This is a genomic window from Actinomyces provencensis, assembly GCF_900155435.1.
GTDB classification, from domain to species: domain Bacteria; phylum Actinomycetota; class Actinomycetes; order Actinomycetales; family Actinomycetaceae; genus Pauljensenia; species Pauljensenia provencensis.
On sequence record NZ_LT700212.1, the window covers coordinates 2,788,457 to 2,804,446 of the forward strand.

The 15,990-nt window shown below is 68.7% G+C and carries 12 protein-coding genes; 5 read left to right on the top strand and 7 right to left on the bottom strand.

Annotated features, from left to right (window positions below):
• Positions 1–159: 159 nt before the first annotated feature.
• Both BQ9890_RS12180 and BQ9890_RS12185 read right to left on the bottom strand, forming a co-directional pair.
• The gene (locus BQ9890_RS12180; RefSeq protein WP_075891842.1) at positions 160–1,083 is read right to left on the bottom strand and encodes an alpha/beta hydrolase; all 924 of its coding nucleotides are present in this window, start codon (positions 1,081–1,083) and stop codon (positions 160–162) included.
• Positions 1,084–1,162: 79 nt separating this feature from the next.
• Entirely contained in the window at positions 1,163–1,708 is a 546-nt protein-coding gene (locus BQ9890_RS12185) for a type 1 glutamine amidotransferase domain-containing protein (RefSeq protein ID WP_075891844.1), read from the bottom strand.
• Between the two features lie 189 nt (positions 1,709–1,897).
• On the opposite strand from BQ9890_RS12185, the gene BQ9890_RS12190 reads away from it, so the two are divergent.
• Positions 1,898–2,644 (top strand): HAD family hydrolase, encoded by a 747-nt coding sequence (locus BQ9890_RS12190; RefSeq protein ID WP_078062430.1) that lies wholly within the window; start codon positions 1,898–1,900, stop codon positions 2,642–2,644.
• A gap of 87 nt (positions 2,645–2,731) precedes the next feature.
• Here the strand turns inward: BQ9890_RS12190 and BQ9890_RS12195 are convergent, their stop codons facing one another.
• Together BQ9890_RS12195 and BQ9890_RS12200 are read right to left on the bottom strand one after the other, a co-directional pair.
• Positions 2,732–3,640, bottom strand: a complete 909-nt coding sequence (locus tag BQ9890_RS12195) for a cation efflux transmembrane domain-containing protein (RefSeq protein ID WP_075893178.1) — start codon at positions 3,638–3,640, stop codon at positions 2,732–2,734.
• Between the two features lie 194 nt (positions 3,641–3,834).
• Complete coding sequence (locus BQ9890_RS12200) at positions 3,835–5,505, bottom strand: oleate hydratase (RefSeq protein WP_075891848.1); 1,671 nt, start codon at positions 5,503–5,505, stop codon at positions 3,835–3,837.
• 140 nt (positions 5,506–5,645) lie between these two features.
• Between BQ9890_RS12200 and BQ9890_RS15695 the strand changes: the two genes are divergently transcribed.
• The 4 genes from BQ9890_RS15695 to BQ9890_RS15490 all read left to right on the top strand — a co-directional run bounded on the left by BQ9890_RS15695 (position 5,646) and on the right by BQ9890_RS15490 (position 12,895).
• Positions 5,646–6,365, top strand: coding sequence for a TetR/AcrR family transcriptional regulator (locus tag BQ9890_RS15695; protein WP_078062432.1), 720 nt, complete (start codon positions 5,646–5,648; stop codon positions 6,363–6,365).
• A 148-nt stretch (positions 6,366–6,513) separates the two neighbouring features.
• Positions 6,514–7,221 carry a substrate-binding domain-containing protein gene (locus tag BQ9890_RS12210; RefSeq protein ID WP_075891850.1) on the top strand — a complete coding sequence of 236 codons (708 nt, stop codon included), beginning with the start codon at positions 6,514–6,516 and terminating at the stop codon, positions 7,219–7,221.
• A gap of 41 nt (positions 7,222–7,262) precedes the next feature.
• Positions 7,263–12,158 (top strand): DEAD/DEAH box helicase, encoded by a 4,896-nt coding sequence (locus BQ9890_RS12215; protein ID WP_078062433.1) that lies wholly within the window; start codon positions 7,263–7,265, stop codon positions 12,156–12,158.
• A complete protein-coding gene (locus tag BQ9890_RS15490; RefSeq protein WP_143226341.1) occupies positions 12,155–12,895 on the top strand; it encodes a hypothetical protein in 741 nt (246 codons plus the stop codon). Before BQ9890_RS12215 ends, BQ9890_RS15490 begins: the two co-directional genes overlap by 4 nt.
• 90 nt (positions 12,896–12,985) lie before the next feature.
• Here BQ9890_RS15490 and BQ9890_RS12225 read toward each other — a convergent pair whose 3' ends face one another.
• The 3 genes from BQ9890_RS12225 to BQ9890_RS12235 all read right to left on the bottom strand — a co-directional run.
• Complete coding sequence (locus BQ9890_RS12225; protein ID WP_075891856.1) at positions 12,986–13,894, bottom strand: siderophore-interacting protein; 909 nt, start codon at positions 13,892–13,894, stop codon at positions 12,986–12,988.
• Positions 13,878–14,963: an ABC transporter ATP-binding protein gene (locus BQ9890_RS12230; RefSeq protein WP_326844915.1), complete on the bottom strand. Its 1,086-nt coding sequence runs from the start codon at positions 14,961–14,963 to the stop codon at positions 13,878–13,880. Before BQ9890_RS12230 ends, BQ9890_RS12225 begins: the two co-directional genes overlap by 17 nt.
• Positions 14,960–15,990, bottom strand: a 1,031-nt coding sequence (locus BQ9890_RS12235; protein ID WP_143226455.1) for a FecCD family ABC transporter permease, incomplete at its 5' end; no start/stop codon positions are given. The genes BQ9890_RS12230 and BQ9890_RS12235, both read right to left, overlap by 4 nt.

Genomic DNA, 15,990 nt, shown 5'->3' on the forward strand with positions numbered 1-15,990 from the left:
CAAGTCACGGGCGGACGCGCGGCGCGACCCGTCCTGAGGGAGGCCGGCCCCGTCGGTCGGGCCGGAGCGGTCGGACCGCGTCCGCCGGGTCCGGCCCCATCCGAGTCCGGCCCCGCCCGAGGCAGCCCCCGTTCGGGCCCGCCCCGACCCGGACCCGGGTCAGCCCACCCTCGCGCGCAACCACTCGGTGGCGCGGTGCATGTAGTCCCGGGTCATCGGCGCCCGGGGCGCATAGGTCTCGAAGGCGTGCGGGGCGCCGACCACCTCGTCGAGGGTGCAGTCCACCCCGGCGCGGGTGAGGGCCTCCGCGTAGGCACGGTCCTCGTCCCGGAAGAGCTCGATGTCCCCCGTGCCGATCCACGCGTCGGGCAGACCGGACAGGTCCGTGCGCCGGGCGGGGACCGCGTAGGGCGGTGTGGTCGCCGCCCCCGGCTGCTGGCCCAGGTAGGACGACCACCCCACCCGGTTGGAGTCGTTGGTCCACACGAAGTGGTGGACGGCGTCGTGCCCGTGGTCGGCGGCGGTGCGGTCGTCGAGCATCGGGCAGAAGAGCCACTGGGCGGTGGGTTGGGGTCCGCCCTCGTCGTGGACCCTCTGGACGAGGGCGGCGCTGAGCCCGCCCCCCGCGCTCTGCCCGCCGATCGCCAGCCGAGCGGTGTCGATGCCACGCTGCGCCGCGCGGTGCACGAGCCACCCCCACGCGGTGCGGCAGTCGTCGATGGCCGCCGGGTAGGGGTCCCGCGGGGCGAGGCGGTAGTCCACGGAGGCCACGACGATGTCCAGCGCCTCGGCCACCGCGATGCAGCGCGCGTCGTCCTGCACGGCGGCCCCCACCACCAGCCCCCCGCCGTGGATCCACAGCAGGGCGCCCCCGTTGCCCCCTCCCGCAGGGGTGAACACCCGCACGACGGCGTGCTCCCCCACCCTGATCTGCTCGCGCCGCATGCCGCGCGGCATGCGGGCGGGGGGAAGGAAGCGGGCCAGGTGGTACCCGGCCCACCGGAGCAGGGGATTGGTGACGTCCAGCGCGGGCGCGAGTGTGAGGCGTCTGCGCAGCTGGGGGTGCAGCAGGGCGGGGTCCATGGGTCCTCCTCCGGGGGTCGTGCACCACCATGGTGGCATCCCGACGGGCGGAGGGCACGGGCACCCCGGACGGGTCCGCTCAGTCCACGGCCCGCAGTGCCCCCACGAGGGCGGCGTCGAAGGCCGGCAGGTCACGCGGGCTGCGACTGGTGATGAGGTTGCCGTCCACGACGACCTCCTCGTCGACCCACTCCGCTCCGGCGTTCCTCAGGTCGGTGGCGATGCGGGAGGTCGACGTCATCCGTCGTCCCGGCACGACCCCGGCCTCGATGAGGATCCACGGTCCGTGGCAGATGGAGGCCACCGGCTTGTCGGCGTCGAAGAACGCCTTGACGAAGGCGATGGCCTGCGTGTTGGTGCGGATCTTGTCGGAGTTGAGGGTGCCGCCCGGCAGGACGAGGGCGGTGTAGTCGCCGGGGTCGGCCTCGTCCAGGGTGACGTCGACGTCGAAGTCGTCACCACGGTCCCAGTCGTGGATGAGCGCGGTGATGGTGCCCGGCTCCTCGGAGACGAGGACCGGGTGGGCGCCGGCCTCCTCGACGGCCTTCCAGGGTTCGGTGAGCTCGGGCTGCTCGACGCCCCGTTTGAGCAGGAATGCCACCTTGGGTGCGTTCGTGTTCGTCATGTCGCTGCCTCCTCGTCGTGGTGGTGCTGCGTCCGTCCACGATATGCGCGGACGGTGCCGACCGCCGGTCGAGAGGTGCCCGCAGGCAGGCCGACGGGCGGAGCGCCGGCGTGGCCCTCCCGTCCGCACACTGGACGAGTGGGGTGGGGGGCGCGCCCCGGGTTCCCTCCGCGCGTACCATTCCGGTCCATGACCGGTCGGGGAGTGGTCGGAGGCCACGTCACGGTCCTGCTGGACCTGGACGGGACGATCTGCCTGCTCTTCGCGCACACCGACCTGGACCCCCTGCGCCGACGGGTGGCAACCCTGCTCCGGGCGCACGGACTGGAGGACCTCGCGGACGGGGACGTGTTCACCACACCGACACGCGTGGCTGCCGCACGGCGTGGGAGCAGGCTGCGGCGTGGGAGCTGGTCACGGCCCGCGACCGAGCCCGACACCCTGCGGACCGACCCCCTCCTGTCCGGGATCGACGCACTGCTCACCGAGGTCGAGCTGCGCGCCGCGGACACCGCGCCGTTGGTGGCCGGTGCCGAGGAGGTCATCACCGGATGGGTCGACGCCGACCGGCCCCTCGCGGTCGTCACCAACAACTCCCCCGCCTGCGTGGGTCGCCTCGCGCGGCGGTGCCTGCCCGCGCTGGCCGAGGTACCCGTCATCGGGCGCGACCCGCGACGTACCGAGCGTGCCAAACCCGATCCGCGGGGGATCCACCTGGCGCTCTCCCTCCTCGGTCGGGACGCACCCGTCGACGCCTCGTCCGCCGTGATGGTCGGGGACTCCCTCTCCGACCTGGCTGCCGCCCGGGCGGCGGGCTGTCGCTTCGTCGGCATGGGCCCCACCGCGGCCAAGCGGTCACGCCTGAGGGGTGCGCCGGGGGAGACGGGTGCAGGCCCCGTGGTGGACTTCCACGCGCTCCGTGACCGGCTCGGCTGAGGAGGACCCCCGTGGGCGACCGGGGACAGGTCCGCGATCGCCGGAGGTGTTGCCGCCGGAGCCACCCGTCGGGGCGCGGTGCAGGCATCAGTCCGCGAGCGTCGCGTCCATGGTCAGCTCGACATTGGCCCAGACCTCGTACCCCAGGGGCTCGAGGGCATCGATGACGAGGTGACGGACGCGGTCCTCCTCGGCGATGCCGCAACTGGCGTCCGGGACCAGGAAGACCACCTCCAGGTAGACGCGGGTCCCGGTCTTCGTCGCCCGGACCAGGGGTTCGGGGAGCCCGAGCTCGGTCCGCGCGGCCTCGACGGCCTCGTCGATGCCGGCCTGCAGTGGTGCCGGTGGCGCTGCCTCGAGGACCTCCAGCAGGCCCGCCCGCATCATCCGCAGCGGGACCGGGACCAGCATCGCGGCGACGACGAGCACCAGGGCGGGGTCGGTGTAGGGCTTGACCCCGGACCACCCGAGGGCGCCCATGAGGGCCGCGAGCCCGGCCCCCACCACGATGACGGCACTGAGCACGCAGGAGGCCCGCCACTGCTCGGCCTCGGCAGCGACCAGGTCGGAACCCTCGCGGCGGCGGAGCAACCACCACGTCACGACGGCCGCGCAGAGGAAGGTCGCTGCTCCGTAGACCGCCACCGGGCCGGGGGAGACCTCCGTGCCTCCCGCCCGGATGGTACCCACGGCATCGGTCGCCGCGTGGACGAGGGCGCCCAGGAGGGCCGCACCCTGGATGATGACGGCCAGGGGGACCAGGGTGACCAACCCGAAGGGGAAGGTGCGGGTCGGCGAGCCGCCGGCGGCCCGACCCGCGAGCATGGAGACCCCCGTCAGGGTGGTGCCGAAGATCGTGTACACGCCGTCGAAGAGGACGATCCCCGACCCGGTGGTGATGCCCCAGACCACCCCGAGGACACCGAGGAGCACGGACAGCACCAGGGATGCCGTCAGGGAGTGGGACTCCCGGCGCTGCACCTCGGCCCTGTCCATGTGGTCACCCTTCCCGTCCGACCCGCCGTGCCGGTCGCCGGGACCACCATGCGCGCAGTGTTCCGGGTACCCGCGTCGGTCGTCCCGTGGTCCGTACGGGGCCATTGTGCCCTCACGTCCTTGGGCGGTGGTGTCCCGTGGACACGGCGGTGTCCCCCGGCAGTGGCCGGGGAGCACCGGGACGTCGGCTCCGGTCAGCGGAACATGGTGACCGTCGCCTTGGCGAGCACCTTCGGGTCCTTCTCGTAGTGGTGCAGCGGGGTGAGCGGAAGGTCCAGGCCGAGCAGCGTGTACACCGCGACCTGTGCCGCGCGCACCGAGTACTGCTCGGTGAAGACCATGTCGAAGGGCATCTCCACGAACTGGCTGATGAAGGCCAGGTTCTTCGAGCCCTTCGGCACGACCAGCGGCCGATCGGTCGTGGTGCGCTGGTTGAACAGGGCCGAGGCGTAGGGCATGTGGGCGGGCACGCAGTTGATGACCGTGTCCATCAGTTCCTCGGTGCGTGCCGAGACGGGGTTGGCGGAGTGGTCGATGCGACCGAGGTGGCCCAGGGTCTCCTCGAGCATCTCGCGTCCGGTCATCTCGATGAAGGGCTTCTTCACGAAGTCCCCGATCTCGCGCGGCTTGAGTGCGTACCCCCAGAACACCCCCTGCTCGGGCGTCTGCGCGTGGTAGTGCGGCTGGTGGTGGACCACCAGGGAGATCAGGCAGGAGGAATCGACGAAGGTGTTGAGCGCATTGCCCGGCAGCTGCTTCGTCAGGCGCGAGATCTCGTTGATGAACGCGTGGTCGGAGGTTGTCACCGTGAAACTCGTCCACTCCGACTGGGAGCGGTCCCCGAAGAACTTGTCCGGGTTGCCCAGGTTGTAGAAGTGGTCGGTGGCCTGCTTCCACAGCAGGGCGCTGGGGGCGTAGCGCAGGTCCTCCACGATGGCGGTGTCCAGGTCGCCGATCGAGGTGGAGTCGGTGATGGAGCCGTTGGTGTCGAAGACCAGGTCCTCGGGACCGACCTCGATGACGCCCTCGACGCCGCCCTCGTCGACCTTCTCGTACTTCAGCCCCGTGACGATGATGTCGTCACGCAGGGGGGTGTCGGCGAAGACGAACTCGGTGACCTTGCGGTTCGTCACGAAGGTGACCCCGTGGTCCTCCAGGTAGGAGCGCATCGGGAGGATGACGGACTCGTACTGGTTGTAGGGGGTACGGGTGACGCCCTCCAGGGTGTTGATCCGCGAGAACTCGAGGATCATGCGGTTCATGTAGCGACGCAGCTCGGCGACGGAGGACTCCTTCTTGAAGGCGAAGGTGGTCTGCCACATCCACCAGAAGTTCGTCTCGAAGAAGTGGGGGACCTCGGCGAACCACTGCTCGATGGACATGTCGTCGAGCTCGGCCTCCCGCGACTCGGGCAGCAGCATCAGCTTGGTGAGCAGGTAGCGCTCGCGGTTGGTGAACTGCATGTGCACGTAGGAGTTCGGACCCGAGATCCGCAGTCCCTCGGAGTCGATGAGCCGGCCCACGTCGTGGGTGGGGTGGGCGTGGTCGAAGTCGAGGATCTCCTCGGTGAGGGACTTCCCGGGCTGGTCGAGTGAGGGGACCGTGCCCATGACGTCCCAGAAGTTCTCGTAGGTCTCCTCGTTCAGCATGCGTCCGCCGCGGTTGAGGAAGCCGCGTTCGTTGGCGAGGGGGCCGTGGCCGTACTCGGTCTCGAAGGTGCTCAGTGCCGCGCCGTCGTTCGCCCCGTGGGTCTCCAACCCGAGCATGGTGATCTGGGAGCCGTCCCACCCACCGTCGCGGATGAGGTAGATCCCGGCGGCGAGATTCCCGATGCCGGTGCCGATCATGTAGGCCTTGCGTGTCATGGTCGTCGTCCTTCCTGCTGTGCGTGGCCCGGTCGGTCCGGGCATGTCGTCTTGAAACGGAGTGTACTCCATTTGGAGTAGACTCCGTATATGAGATGATCAACAGGCAGGGACCGGGATCGACGAGGACAGGGTTCGGCATGACGACAGCGGGGGAAGGGACGGACGTGGAGGACAGGGTGGGGGCAGGAACAGCGGGGGACGCCGGTGCGGACCCGGACGCCGGGGCAGCGGTGGGCGCGGGGCGCGGTGCCCTCCCGCGACCGGGCCTGCGTGAGCGGAAGAAGCGGGAGAGGCGGGCACGTGTCCTGGCCGCGGCCTCCCGCCTCTTCGCGGAGCGCGGGTACGAGGGCGTGACCACCTCGGAGATCGCAGCGGTCGCGGACGTGGGGGTGGGGACCCTCTTCCGGCACACGGGGACCAAGGCGGAGCTCCTGGTGGAGGTCATGAACCTGCGGATCGCGGAGGGCATGGAGGAGGGGCTCGCCCGTGCCAGGGAGGGCCACACCGTCCAGGAGTCGATCCTCGCGATCCTGGCGCCACTGGCGGAGGAGTCCCTGCTCCATCCGGGCAACATGGTCGCCTACGAGCGGGAGGTGCTCTTCGGTGCGGAGGAGCACCGCGCCACCTCCACGGCCCGCATCTCCCAGGTCGAGTCCGCCATCCTGGAGGTGCTCCGCCTCCACGGCTCGCGCCCGCTCAACGCCAGCATCGCCGTGGAGGACGTCGCGCACACGATCTACGCCACGCTCTTCCTCGACATCATCAAGGCCTCCGTGGGGACCACCACCACCGACGAGCTGCCCGAGCGCGTGCGCCGCAGCGTGGACATGCTGGTCGGAGCCCTCCTGGAACCCTGACCCCTCCCCCCCCTCGGCGAAGTCCGCTCAGTTCACGGTGTGAGGTCCGCACTGTTCCGACCCCGAGGTCCGCACGGCCTGTGCCCCGAGGTAGGTCCCTCTGCTGCACCCAGGACGCCTTCGGGCTCAACAGCATCTCGTTGCTCCTGTGCGATGCCCGGGGGACTACCTCCGTGAACGCCACCAGGTGAAGGTGCTGCTCGAACGGCGCGTCGACGGGATCATCGTGGTCGGGGCGGACAACGCCCGTCCTTCGATCGGCCGTGACCTGCCCGTTCCGGTCGTCTACCTCTACGCCGCTTCGGCAGACCCCGCCGACATCTCCCTCATCTCCGACAACGTCGGGGCGGGCAGGCTCGCCGCCGAGCACCTCATCGACTGCGGGAGGCGGCGCATCGCCATCCTGGGTGGCGACCCGACCTACGGCGCTTCCCCGGAACGCGCCGAGGGTGCCATGGCGGCATTGGCGGCCGCCGGACTGGAACCGGTGGGGGGTGGCCCGCTGTACGGCTCCTGGTCGGAGGAGTGGGGCAGGGGCGGATGCCACGCGCTCATCACCCAGTACCCCGACACCGACGCGATCATCTGCGGCAGCGACCAGGTCGCCCGCGGCGCGCTGGACGCCCTGCGCGACCTGGGGCGCTCGGTCCCCGACGACGTGGCGGTGACCGGACACGACAACTGGAAGATCCTCGTGTCCGGATCCCGCCCACCCCTGACCAGCATCGACATGAACCTGGAGGATCTCGGGCGCCTGGGTGCCACCCGCCTGCGCGAGGCCATCGAGGACCATCCCACCCCGGGCCTGGAGAAGCTCGCCTGCCGCCTCGTCGTACGGGGTTCCACCGTCGGCTGACCCGGGTCGTCGATCGACGAGGGCGTGGCCGCCTTCGTCGGATGGCCGGCTCGTCCGCGGGGCGAACCCGCGGCGGCTGCCCGGATAGTATCGCCTTCGTGAGTGTGACGAGTGCTGGTGCCCTTTTGGACAGGTTGTACTTCTCTGCGACGTCGGAGAGGGAGAAGGGGGATCTCTTCGAGAGGTTGGTCCGTAGGTTCTTGCTGACTGATCCCCAGTATGCGGAGCGTTTCGATCAGGTGTGGCGGTGGTCGGAGTGGCCGGGGCACGGTCATCGCCCGGATCGTGGCATTGACCTGGTGGCTCGTGAGCGGGAGACGGGTCGTTTGTGTGCGGTGCAGTGCAAGTTCTATGACCCGGCGCACCAGCTGTCGAAGCCGGACATTGATTCCTTCCTTGCGGAGTCGGGTCGTATGGAGTTCGACTCGCGGCTCATCGTGTCCACGACGGAGAAGTGGAACCGTGCTGCGGAGCAGACGGTGGAGGAGCAGCGGGTGCCGGTGTCCCGGATCGGCCTGGACTACCTGCTGGACTCCACGGTGGACTGGGACCAGTTCGATTTCTCGACCCCGGATGTCATGACCCTGAAGGGTCGCAAGCAGCTGCGACCTCATCAGCGCACGGCCCTGGGGCATGTCGTGGAGGGTTTCGAGACCCATGACCGCGGCAAGTTGATCATGGCGTGTGGGACGGGCAAGACGTTCACGTCGTTGAAGATTGCGGAGCGTCTGGCCGGTGCGGGTGGACGGGTGTTGTTCCTGGTGCCCTCGATCGCCTTGTTGTCCCAGTCCTTGCGGGAATGGACGGGGGAGTCGGAGGTCCCGATCCGTTCCTTCGCGGTGTGTTCGGACAGGAAGGTCGGCAAGGGGCGTGGTGGGGAGGGGGAGGACATCTCCGTGGTGGACCTGGCCATCCCGGCCACCACGGACCCGGAGGCTCTCGCGGTGGCGCTGACCCGACCGGGGTCTTCGGCTGAGGGGTCGCACCCGATGACGGTGGTGTTCGCGACGTACCAGTCCATCGACGTGATCCACCGCGCCCAGGGTGAGGGCGGTGCTCCAGGATTCGATCTGATCGTCTGCGATGAGGCGCACCGGACCACGGGCGCCACCCTGGCGGGCAGTGAGGAGTCCGCGTTCGTCCGCGTCCACGACAACGCCTACCTGCGTGGTGCCAAGCGCTTGTACATGACGGCGACGCCGCGCATCTACGACGACAACTCGAAGGCGAAGGCCGGCCAGAAGGACGCGGTGCTGGCCTCCATGGATGACGAGGCCCTCTTCGGGCCTGAGTTCCACCGTCTCGGTTTTGGTGAGGCCGTGGGGATGGGCCTGCTCACCGACTACCGGGTGCTGGTCCTCACGGTCGATGAGGGAGCGGTGTCCCAGACCATGCAGGACACGTTCGCTGTCAACGGTGAACTCAAGCTGCCCGATGTCGCCCGCATCATCGGTTGCTGGAACGGGTTGGCGAAGCGGGGCCGGGGTGGGGAGGACAACGCCTTCGAGGTGGACCCGACTCCTATGCGCACGGCTGTGGCGTTCGCCCAGGACATCAGGACGTCCAAGCGTTTCGCGTCCACCTTCGACCACGTCGTGCGGGACTACGTGGAGGCTGCCCGTCTGGGGGGTACTCCCATCGAGGACCCGCTGCCTGCCAGCGTGCACCACGTGGACGGCACCATGAACATCCTGGCCCGCAACCAGGAGCTCGACTGGCTCAAGGCCGCTGATGACACGGCCACTGATGACGGGGTCCCGGAGTGTCGGATCCTGTCCAATGCACGGTGCCTGTCCGAGGGCGTGGATGTGCCTGCCTTGGATGCGGTGATCTTCCTGAACCCGCGGAAGTCGCAGGTGGACATCGTCCAGTCCGTCGGGCGCGTCATGCGCCTGGCGGAGGGCAAGCACTACGGGTACATCGTGTTGCCGATCGGGATCCCCGCCGGGATGCAGCCCGAGGACGTGCTGCACGACAATGACCGTTTCCGTGTCGTGTGGGAGGTCCTCCAGGCCCTGCGTGCCCACGACGAGCGTTTCGACGCGATGATCAACAAGATCGACCTCAACACCACCAAGCCTGACCAGGTGGCCATCTTCGACGTTCCCGTGGGAGGGGACAGCGAGGGCGCCGGCGACGAGGGCGGGGAGGGCCTGCGCGAGGTCCAGGGAGAGCTCGCCCTCCCACGCCTGGAGGAGTGGCGTGACGCGATCTATGCGCGCATGGTCACCAAGGTCGGCTCCAGGCGCTACTGGGAGGACTGGGCCAAGGACGTCTCCGCCATCGCCCGGAGTCATCGCACGCGCTTGGGGACCCTGGTGGAGGACCCGCAGGTCGCTCCGGTGTTCGAGGAGTTCCTCGAGGCGCTGCGCGCCAACCTCAACGACTCCGTGGACCGCGCCCAGGCCATCGACATGCTCAGCCAGCACCTCATCACCAAGCCCGTCTTCGACGCGCTCTTCGAGGGCTACGACTTCACGGCCACCAACCCCGTGGCCCGCGTCATGCAGCGCATGGTCACCACCTTGGAGGGAGCCAACCTCGACTCCGAGACCGAGAAGCTGGAAGGGTTCTACGCCTCCGTGCGCGAGAGGGCATCGGGCATCGACAACGCGGCGGGCAAGCAGAGGGTCATCACCGAGCTCTACGAGAAGTTCTTCCGCCTCGCCTTCCCCCTCACCGCCCAGTCACTCGGCATCGTCTACACCCCCATCGAGATCGTCGACTTCATCCTGCGCAGCGCCGACACACTCCTGGAGGAGCACTTCGGGGTGGGTCTCACCGATGGGGGAGTCCACGTCCTGGATCCCTTCACCGGGACGGGGACCTTCGTGGTGCGTCTCCTCCAGTCCGGACTCATCAAGCCCGAGGACCTGGCCCGCAAGTACGCCAACGAGCTGCACGCCAATGAGTACCTGCTGCTCGCCTACTACATCGCCGCCGCCAACATCGAGGTCGCCTACCGGGAGGTCGCCGCACAGGCCGAGATCGCCCCGGGCGGCCACGAGGGCGGGTACGTGCCCTTCAACGGGATCGTCCTCACCGACACCTTCCAGATGAGCGAGGACGGGGACACCCTGGACGAGGCGGTCTTCACCGCCAACAATGACCGCGCCCACGCCCAGAACAAGCTTGACATCCGGGTGATCGTCGCCAACCCGCCCTACTCCGTGGGGCAGTCCAGTGCCAATGACAACAACCAGAACGTCAAGTACCCCACCCTCGACTCCCACATCGAAGCCACCTACGCTGCACGCTCCGCCGCGGTCAACAAGAACTCCCTCTACGACTCCTACATCCGCGCCATCCGCTGGGCCAGCGACCGCATCAAGGACGCCGGCATCATCGGATACGTCACCAACGGCGGCTTCATCGACTCCAACACCGCCGACGGCCTACGCCTCACCCTGGCCGACGAGTTCGCCGACATCTGGATCCTCAACCTCCGGGGGAACATGCGTTCCTCAAATTGGAAGGCGGAGGGAGGTCAGATTTTTGGAGCTGGGAGTCAGGCCACTATCGCCATCACGCTCCTGGTCAAGAACCCCACCCACACCGGCCCCGCCCGCATCCACTACCACGACATCGGCGACTACCTCACCCGCGAACAGAAACTCCACACCATCGACCAAGCAAACCTGGACACCCTCGGATGGGAGACGATCACCCCCAACCCGGAAGGCGACTGGATCAACCAACGCGACCCCCGCTTCAACACCTGGCAACCGATCGGAGGGAAGGGATCGCAGGATGGCATCTTCCAGCAGCACACCGGTGGGCTGAAGACGAACCGGGATGCATGGGTCTATGACCATTCGAAGACCAAGCTTGAGGACCGAGTCCGGCGAATGATCGACGCCTACAATCGCCACGCCGATCAGCGAAAACTTCCCCGAGTGCTGGATCCCAAGGAGTTCTCCTGGAATCGCGCAGACAAGACCGCTGTCACACGCGGAACCCGTTACCAGTTCGAACCGAGCAGGGTCTTCATCGGAACCTATCGCCCCTTCGACCGTCAGTATGTCTACTTCGATCGTCGCCTCAATGACATGGTCTACAAGCTCTACGATGTCTTCCCCAGCTCCACGCATCACAATTGGGGCTTTTACTTGGTGGGGACAGGCTCGGCCGTTCCGTTCTCTGTGTTGATGGTGAACGCCGTGCCGAACGTGCACATCACCGGTGCTGGCAGCGGCGGCCAGTTCTTCCCGCGCTGGACGTGGCACGCCGTCGAAGACCTCGATGACTCCGGTCAGGCAGGGTTCGACCTGACGGGGAACGATGACGTCATCGTGGACGGGTACCGTCGCACCGACAACATCACCGACGCCGCCCTCGTCGACTACCGACGTCAGTACGGCCCCGACGTCACCAAGGACGACGTCTTCCACTACGTATACGGGCTCCTGCACTCCCCGGACTTCCGCACACGATTCGCAGCCGACCTCAAGAAGCAACTCCCCCGCATCCCGCTGGTGGCGTCGGCGTCCGACTTCCGGGCCTTCGTCAGTGCTGGGCGCGAGCTGGCCGACCTGCACATGAACTACGAACAGGCAGCCCCCTACCCGCTCACCATCACCGGCGACAGCCCCCACGGTGATCCCTACCAGTGGTACCGCGTCGAGAAGATGCGCTATCGCGGAAAGGGCGCCAAGGACAAGACCGAGATCACGTACAACGCGCACATCGCCATCTCCGGGATTCCCGAGGAGGCGCAGGAGTATCTGCTCGGCTCCCGCTCAGGGCTCGACTGGATCCTGGACCGCTATCAGGTCAGGACTGACAAGGCGTCCGGCATCGTCAACGACCCCAACGACTGGGCTCGCGAAGTCGGGAGTCCCCGCTACATCCTCGACCTCATCCAACGCGTCACGATGGTGAGCGTGCGTACCATGGAGATCGTGAACGCGCTTCCTTCGCTTGAGGTTGCCCGGTGAGTGAGCCGTCCCGATGGTCCCTCGAACAGTCGAACTCTGAGTTGAAGAGCTCGGGGGTCAGTGTCGCGAGACTGTCCGGGGAGTCAGCGATCTCGATCGTCGACAGCTTGGTTCCCGGCCTTGGACCGTTCATGCGGTTCGTGACGCTCAAGGGCGTGAGAGCAGTTCGGCGGCGGCGGTCGAAGTGTCTGAGAGTAGCCTGCGATCAGGCTGGCATGTCACGCCGAGAGCTGAAGAATGCTCTTCGGGCGAATACGGAGACTATGCCGTTGCTCACGCAGGTCTTGTGGTCTGCCGGGATGAACGGCCACGACGAGACGATCCGGCACTTCGGGGTTCTCCTCGGGATTGCGGCAGGCGATGCAAGGCGAGGGGACGCGGAGGCGTTCATTCGGTGTGCGCATGCTCTCAAGTCGATGAGAGATTTTGACCCGTGGCACGTCCGGGTGCTCAGCGTGCTCGTGCAGATATGGGAGTCGAAGTCTGAACCCCCTGATGGGCGTCGGCGGGCGAAAGAGTTCGGCGTGCGGCCGCTGGCTCGCGCTGCGGGTCTCCATGAGGATGATCTGATCGCGCGGGCGATTGATCTCGAGAATGCAGGACTGGCGCTCGAGAGCGTCCTCTTGGCAGAGAGCGAAAAGGGCCTCTTCTTCGTTGGGTTTGAGGGAGGCAAGGGATTTGCCCCCACCGAGCTTGGTGTCGCGGTTGTTCATGCGGCACGAGCTGTACAGGAATGAGGGGAGAAGTTCTGCGGGCATCGATTGCTGTCGTTGACGGCGTTACCGCCTGTTGAACACTGGTCAAGCCTCGAGCATGTCCAGCTACGCCTAGTTCTCCGCCCGGCCCAGCCGCCAGTAGCCCATGAACGCCACGGCCCGCCGGTCGACGCCGACCTCGGTGACCAGGTGGCGCCGCAGGCGGGTGATCGAGCCCGCCTCCCCGGCCAGCCAGGCGTACAACGGGGCGCGCTTCAGTGCCGCGCCCCCTCGCGCAGTGCGGGGCACCTCCCACAGCACGTCGCGGTCCACGTCGATCTCCTCCACCTGCGCGCCCCGTCCCTCCGGGGCCAGCAGCGCAGCGGTCTCCTGGACCGCCCCCACCAGGTGCTCCCCACGCGTGGAGTCCTCCCGCGAGGCCACCCTGTACTCGAAGCCCGGGTGATCGGGCAGGTAGGAGGTGTCGCCCTCGTGGGGGACCTCCAGGACGACGGTGCCGCGCGCCTCGGGGGGCAGCTGCTCGAGGATGACGGCCAGGGCGGGCGCCGCGGTCTCGTCACCGGCCAGCAGGAGGCGCTCCGTGTGCGCGGGCGGGACGAAGTCGATGCCGTAGTTCACCCCGGTCATGGAGCGGGTGGGGCCGAGGATCAGGACCTCGTCGCCGACCCCCGCCCCCAGGATCCACTCCGACGCGGGGCCGACGGCCTCGTGGACCACCATGTCGATGTCGACCTCGCAGGCGTCGTGGCGAACCGCGCGGGTCGTGTAGGTGCGGAAGGGGGGACGGGCGTCCTCGGGCATCGCCCGCCACGTCGGGTACCACTCCTCGCCGGTGGGCATGGCGTCCAGGCCTGCACCGGGCCGGGGGAAGACGACCTTGATGCGCTGGTCGAAGCCGGGGTCCCCGTACCCGGCGAGGTCCTGGGAGTGGAACGTGAAGCGCCGGAAGCTCGGGGTGACGTCCTCCACGCGGCTCACGGCCGCCCGGAAGAATCGGTAGGTGTCAGGCCTGGGTGTCATGGTGGGCTCCGATCGGGGCGAGTGTGGGGTCCTCCGCCGGTGCCGGTGAGTCCGGGGCGTACGAGGGCGGCTCCGCGTCCTGTGTCGACGGAGTGGACGAGGGCGAGACCACGACACCACGGCCGTCCCGATCCCCGTCCCTGTCAGTTCCGGCGCCGAGCGGGCCGGGCAGCAACGGCCCGGGTGTGCCGGACGACGCGTGCGGGCCGGCGTCCTCCCCACCCAGTACGTGGTGGCGTCCCCGGGGCAGCATGAGCGGCGTGCCCGACACCGGGTCGGGCACCACCAGGGCGTCCAGGGCGAACACGTCGCGCACCATCTGCTCGGACATCACGGGGCCCGGTGCGCCGGAGGCGACCAACCGTCCGTCGCGCATGGCGAGGATGTGGTCGGCGTAGCGAGCCGCCAGGTTCATGTCGTGCATGACCATGACGATGGTGGTCCCGCGCTCGCGGTTGAGGTCGGTGAGCAGGTCGAGGATCTCGATCTGGTGGGTGACGTCCAGGAAGGTCGTGGGCTCGTCCAGCAGCAGGATGTCGGTCTCCTGGGCGAGTGCCATGGCGATCCAGACGCGCTGGCGCTGCCCCCCCGAGAGCTCGTCGACGGAGCGGTCGGCCAGGTCTGCGGTCCCGGTCGAGGCCAACGCACGTGCGACGACCTCGTAGTCGTGCGCGCTCCAGCGGGACAGCAACCTCTGGTGGGGGTGGCGTCCGCGTCCCACCAGGTCCGCCACGGCGATCCCCTCGGGTGCGATGGGGTGCTGGGGGAGCAGGCCGAGCACCCGCGCGACACGCTTGGAGGGCATGGTGCGCACGTCCTGGCCGTCGAGCAGCACCCTGCCCTCACGGGCGGGCAGCAGACGGGCGAGGCCCCGCAGCAGGGTGGACTTCCCGCACCCGTTGGGGCCCACGATCGCGGTGACGCGCCCGGCGGGGATCTCCAGGTCCAGGCCCTGGACGATCGTGCGGTCCCCGTAGCCCAGGGTGAGCTCCTGCGCGGCCAGTGTGTGCGCCTGCGGGTGCACCTGCGGACCCGCCAGTCCGTGTGCCAGTGGATGTGTCCCGGTCACAGTGAGCCTCCGGCCTTGTTGGTCCTGATGAGCAGGTAGACGAGGTAGGGCGCGCCGAGCACGCCCGTGATGACCCCGACGGGGTAGCGGGTGTCGAAGGCGAACTGGCCGACCAGGTCGGAGCCCAGGACCAGGAGCGCCCCGACCAGGCCCGCCGGCACGAGCAGGGAGGTTCCGGGTCCGACGATGCGGGCCGCGATCGGTCCGGCCATGAAGGCCACGAAGGCGATGGGACCGCTGGCGGCAGTGGCGAAGGCCAGCAGAGCCACCGCGCAGGTGATCAGCACGACTCGCGAGCGCGTCACCGACACCCCCAGTGACGTCGCGGACTCATCGCCCAGTCGCAGCGCCTCCAGGGAGCGCCCCTGGCCCAGCATCAGGGGGGTGAGCACCACCCAGGACCCCGCGAGTGGGGCGACGGACTGCCAGGTCGCCCCGTTGAGGCTGCCGGTGAGCCACTGCATCGCTGCCTGCAGGTCCCACGCGGCCGCCCGGGAGAGCACGTAGGTCACGACGCTGTTGAGCATGGACGCGACCCCGATGCCGATGAGGATCAACCGGGTTCCGGCGAAGCCCCCGCGGTTGGAGAGCAGGTAGATCGCCGCAGCCGTCACCAGGGCCCCGCCCAGTGCCAGCAGGGAGACGGCCGTACCGTTCAGGGAGAGCATGACGATCCCGAAGACCGCGGCCGCACTGGCACCGGCGCTGATGCCGATGACATCGGGGGAGGCCAGCGGGTTGCGCAACATGGTCTGGAAGGTCACCCCGGCCATGCCGAAGGCCGATCCGGACAGCAGTCCCATGGTCGCGCGCGGCAGGCGCAGCTCGCCGACGGTGAAGGAGGCGCCCGGCACCTGGTGGCCCACGACCACGCGCATGACTTCGCCGGGACCGTAGAAGGTCCGCCCGACCATCAGCGACAGGGCGAGGAGGACCAGGACCGAGGTGGCGAGGACGAGGGTGAGGACCAGGTGGCGCCGGGTGCGGGCACGGCGGCCCGCCACGACGGTGGCGACGGCGGGTCCGG

Bases quoted from the DNA above. Each gene is read 5' to 3' on its own strand.
- BQ9890_RS12180 (WP_075891842.1), bottom strand. From the start codon at position 1,083: ATGGACCCCGCCCTGCTGCACCCCCAGCTGCGCAGACGCCTCACACTC.
- BQ9890_RS12185 (WP_075891844.1), bottom strand. From the start codon at position 1,708: ATGACGAACACGAACGCACCCAAGGTGGCATTCCTGCTCAAACGGGGC.
- BQ9890_RS12190 (WP_078062430.1), top strand. From the start codon at position 1,898: ATGACCGGTCGGGGAGTGGTCGGAGGCCACGTCACGGTCCTGCTGGAC.
- BQ9890_RS12195 (WP_075893178.1), bottom strand. From the start codon at position 3,640: ATGGACAGGGCCGAGGTGCAGCGCCGGGAGTCCCACTCCCTGACGGCA.
- BQ9890_RS12200 (WP_075891848.1), bottom strand. From the start codon at position 5,505: ATGACACGCAAGGCCTACATGATCGGCACCGGCATCGGGAATCTCGCC.
- BQ9890_RS15695 (WP_078062432.1), top strand. From the start codon at position 5,646: ATGACGACAGCGGGGGAAGGGACGGACGTGGAGGACAGGGTGGGGGCA.
- BQ9890_RS12215 (WP_078062433.1), top strand. From the start codon at position 7,263: ATGGCCGGCTCGTCCGCGGGGCGAACCCGCGGCGGCTGCCCGGATAGT.
- BQ9890_RS12225 (WP_075891856.1), bottom strand. From the start codon at position 13,894: ATGACACCCAGGCCTGACACCTACCGATTCTTCCGGGCGGCCGTGAGC.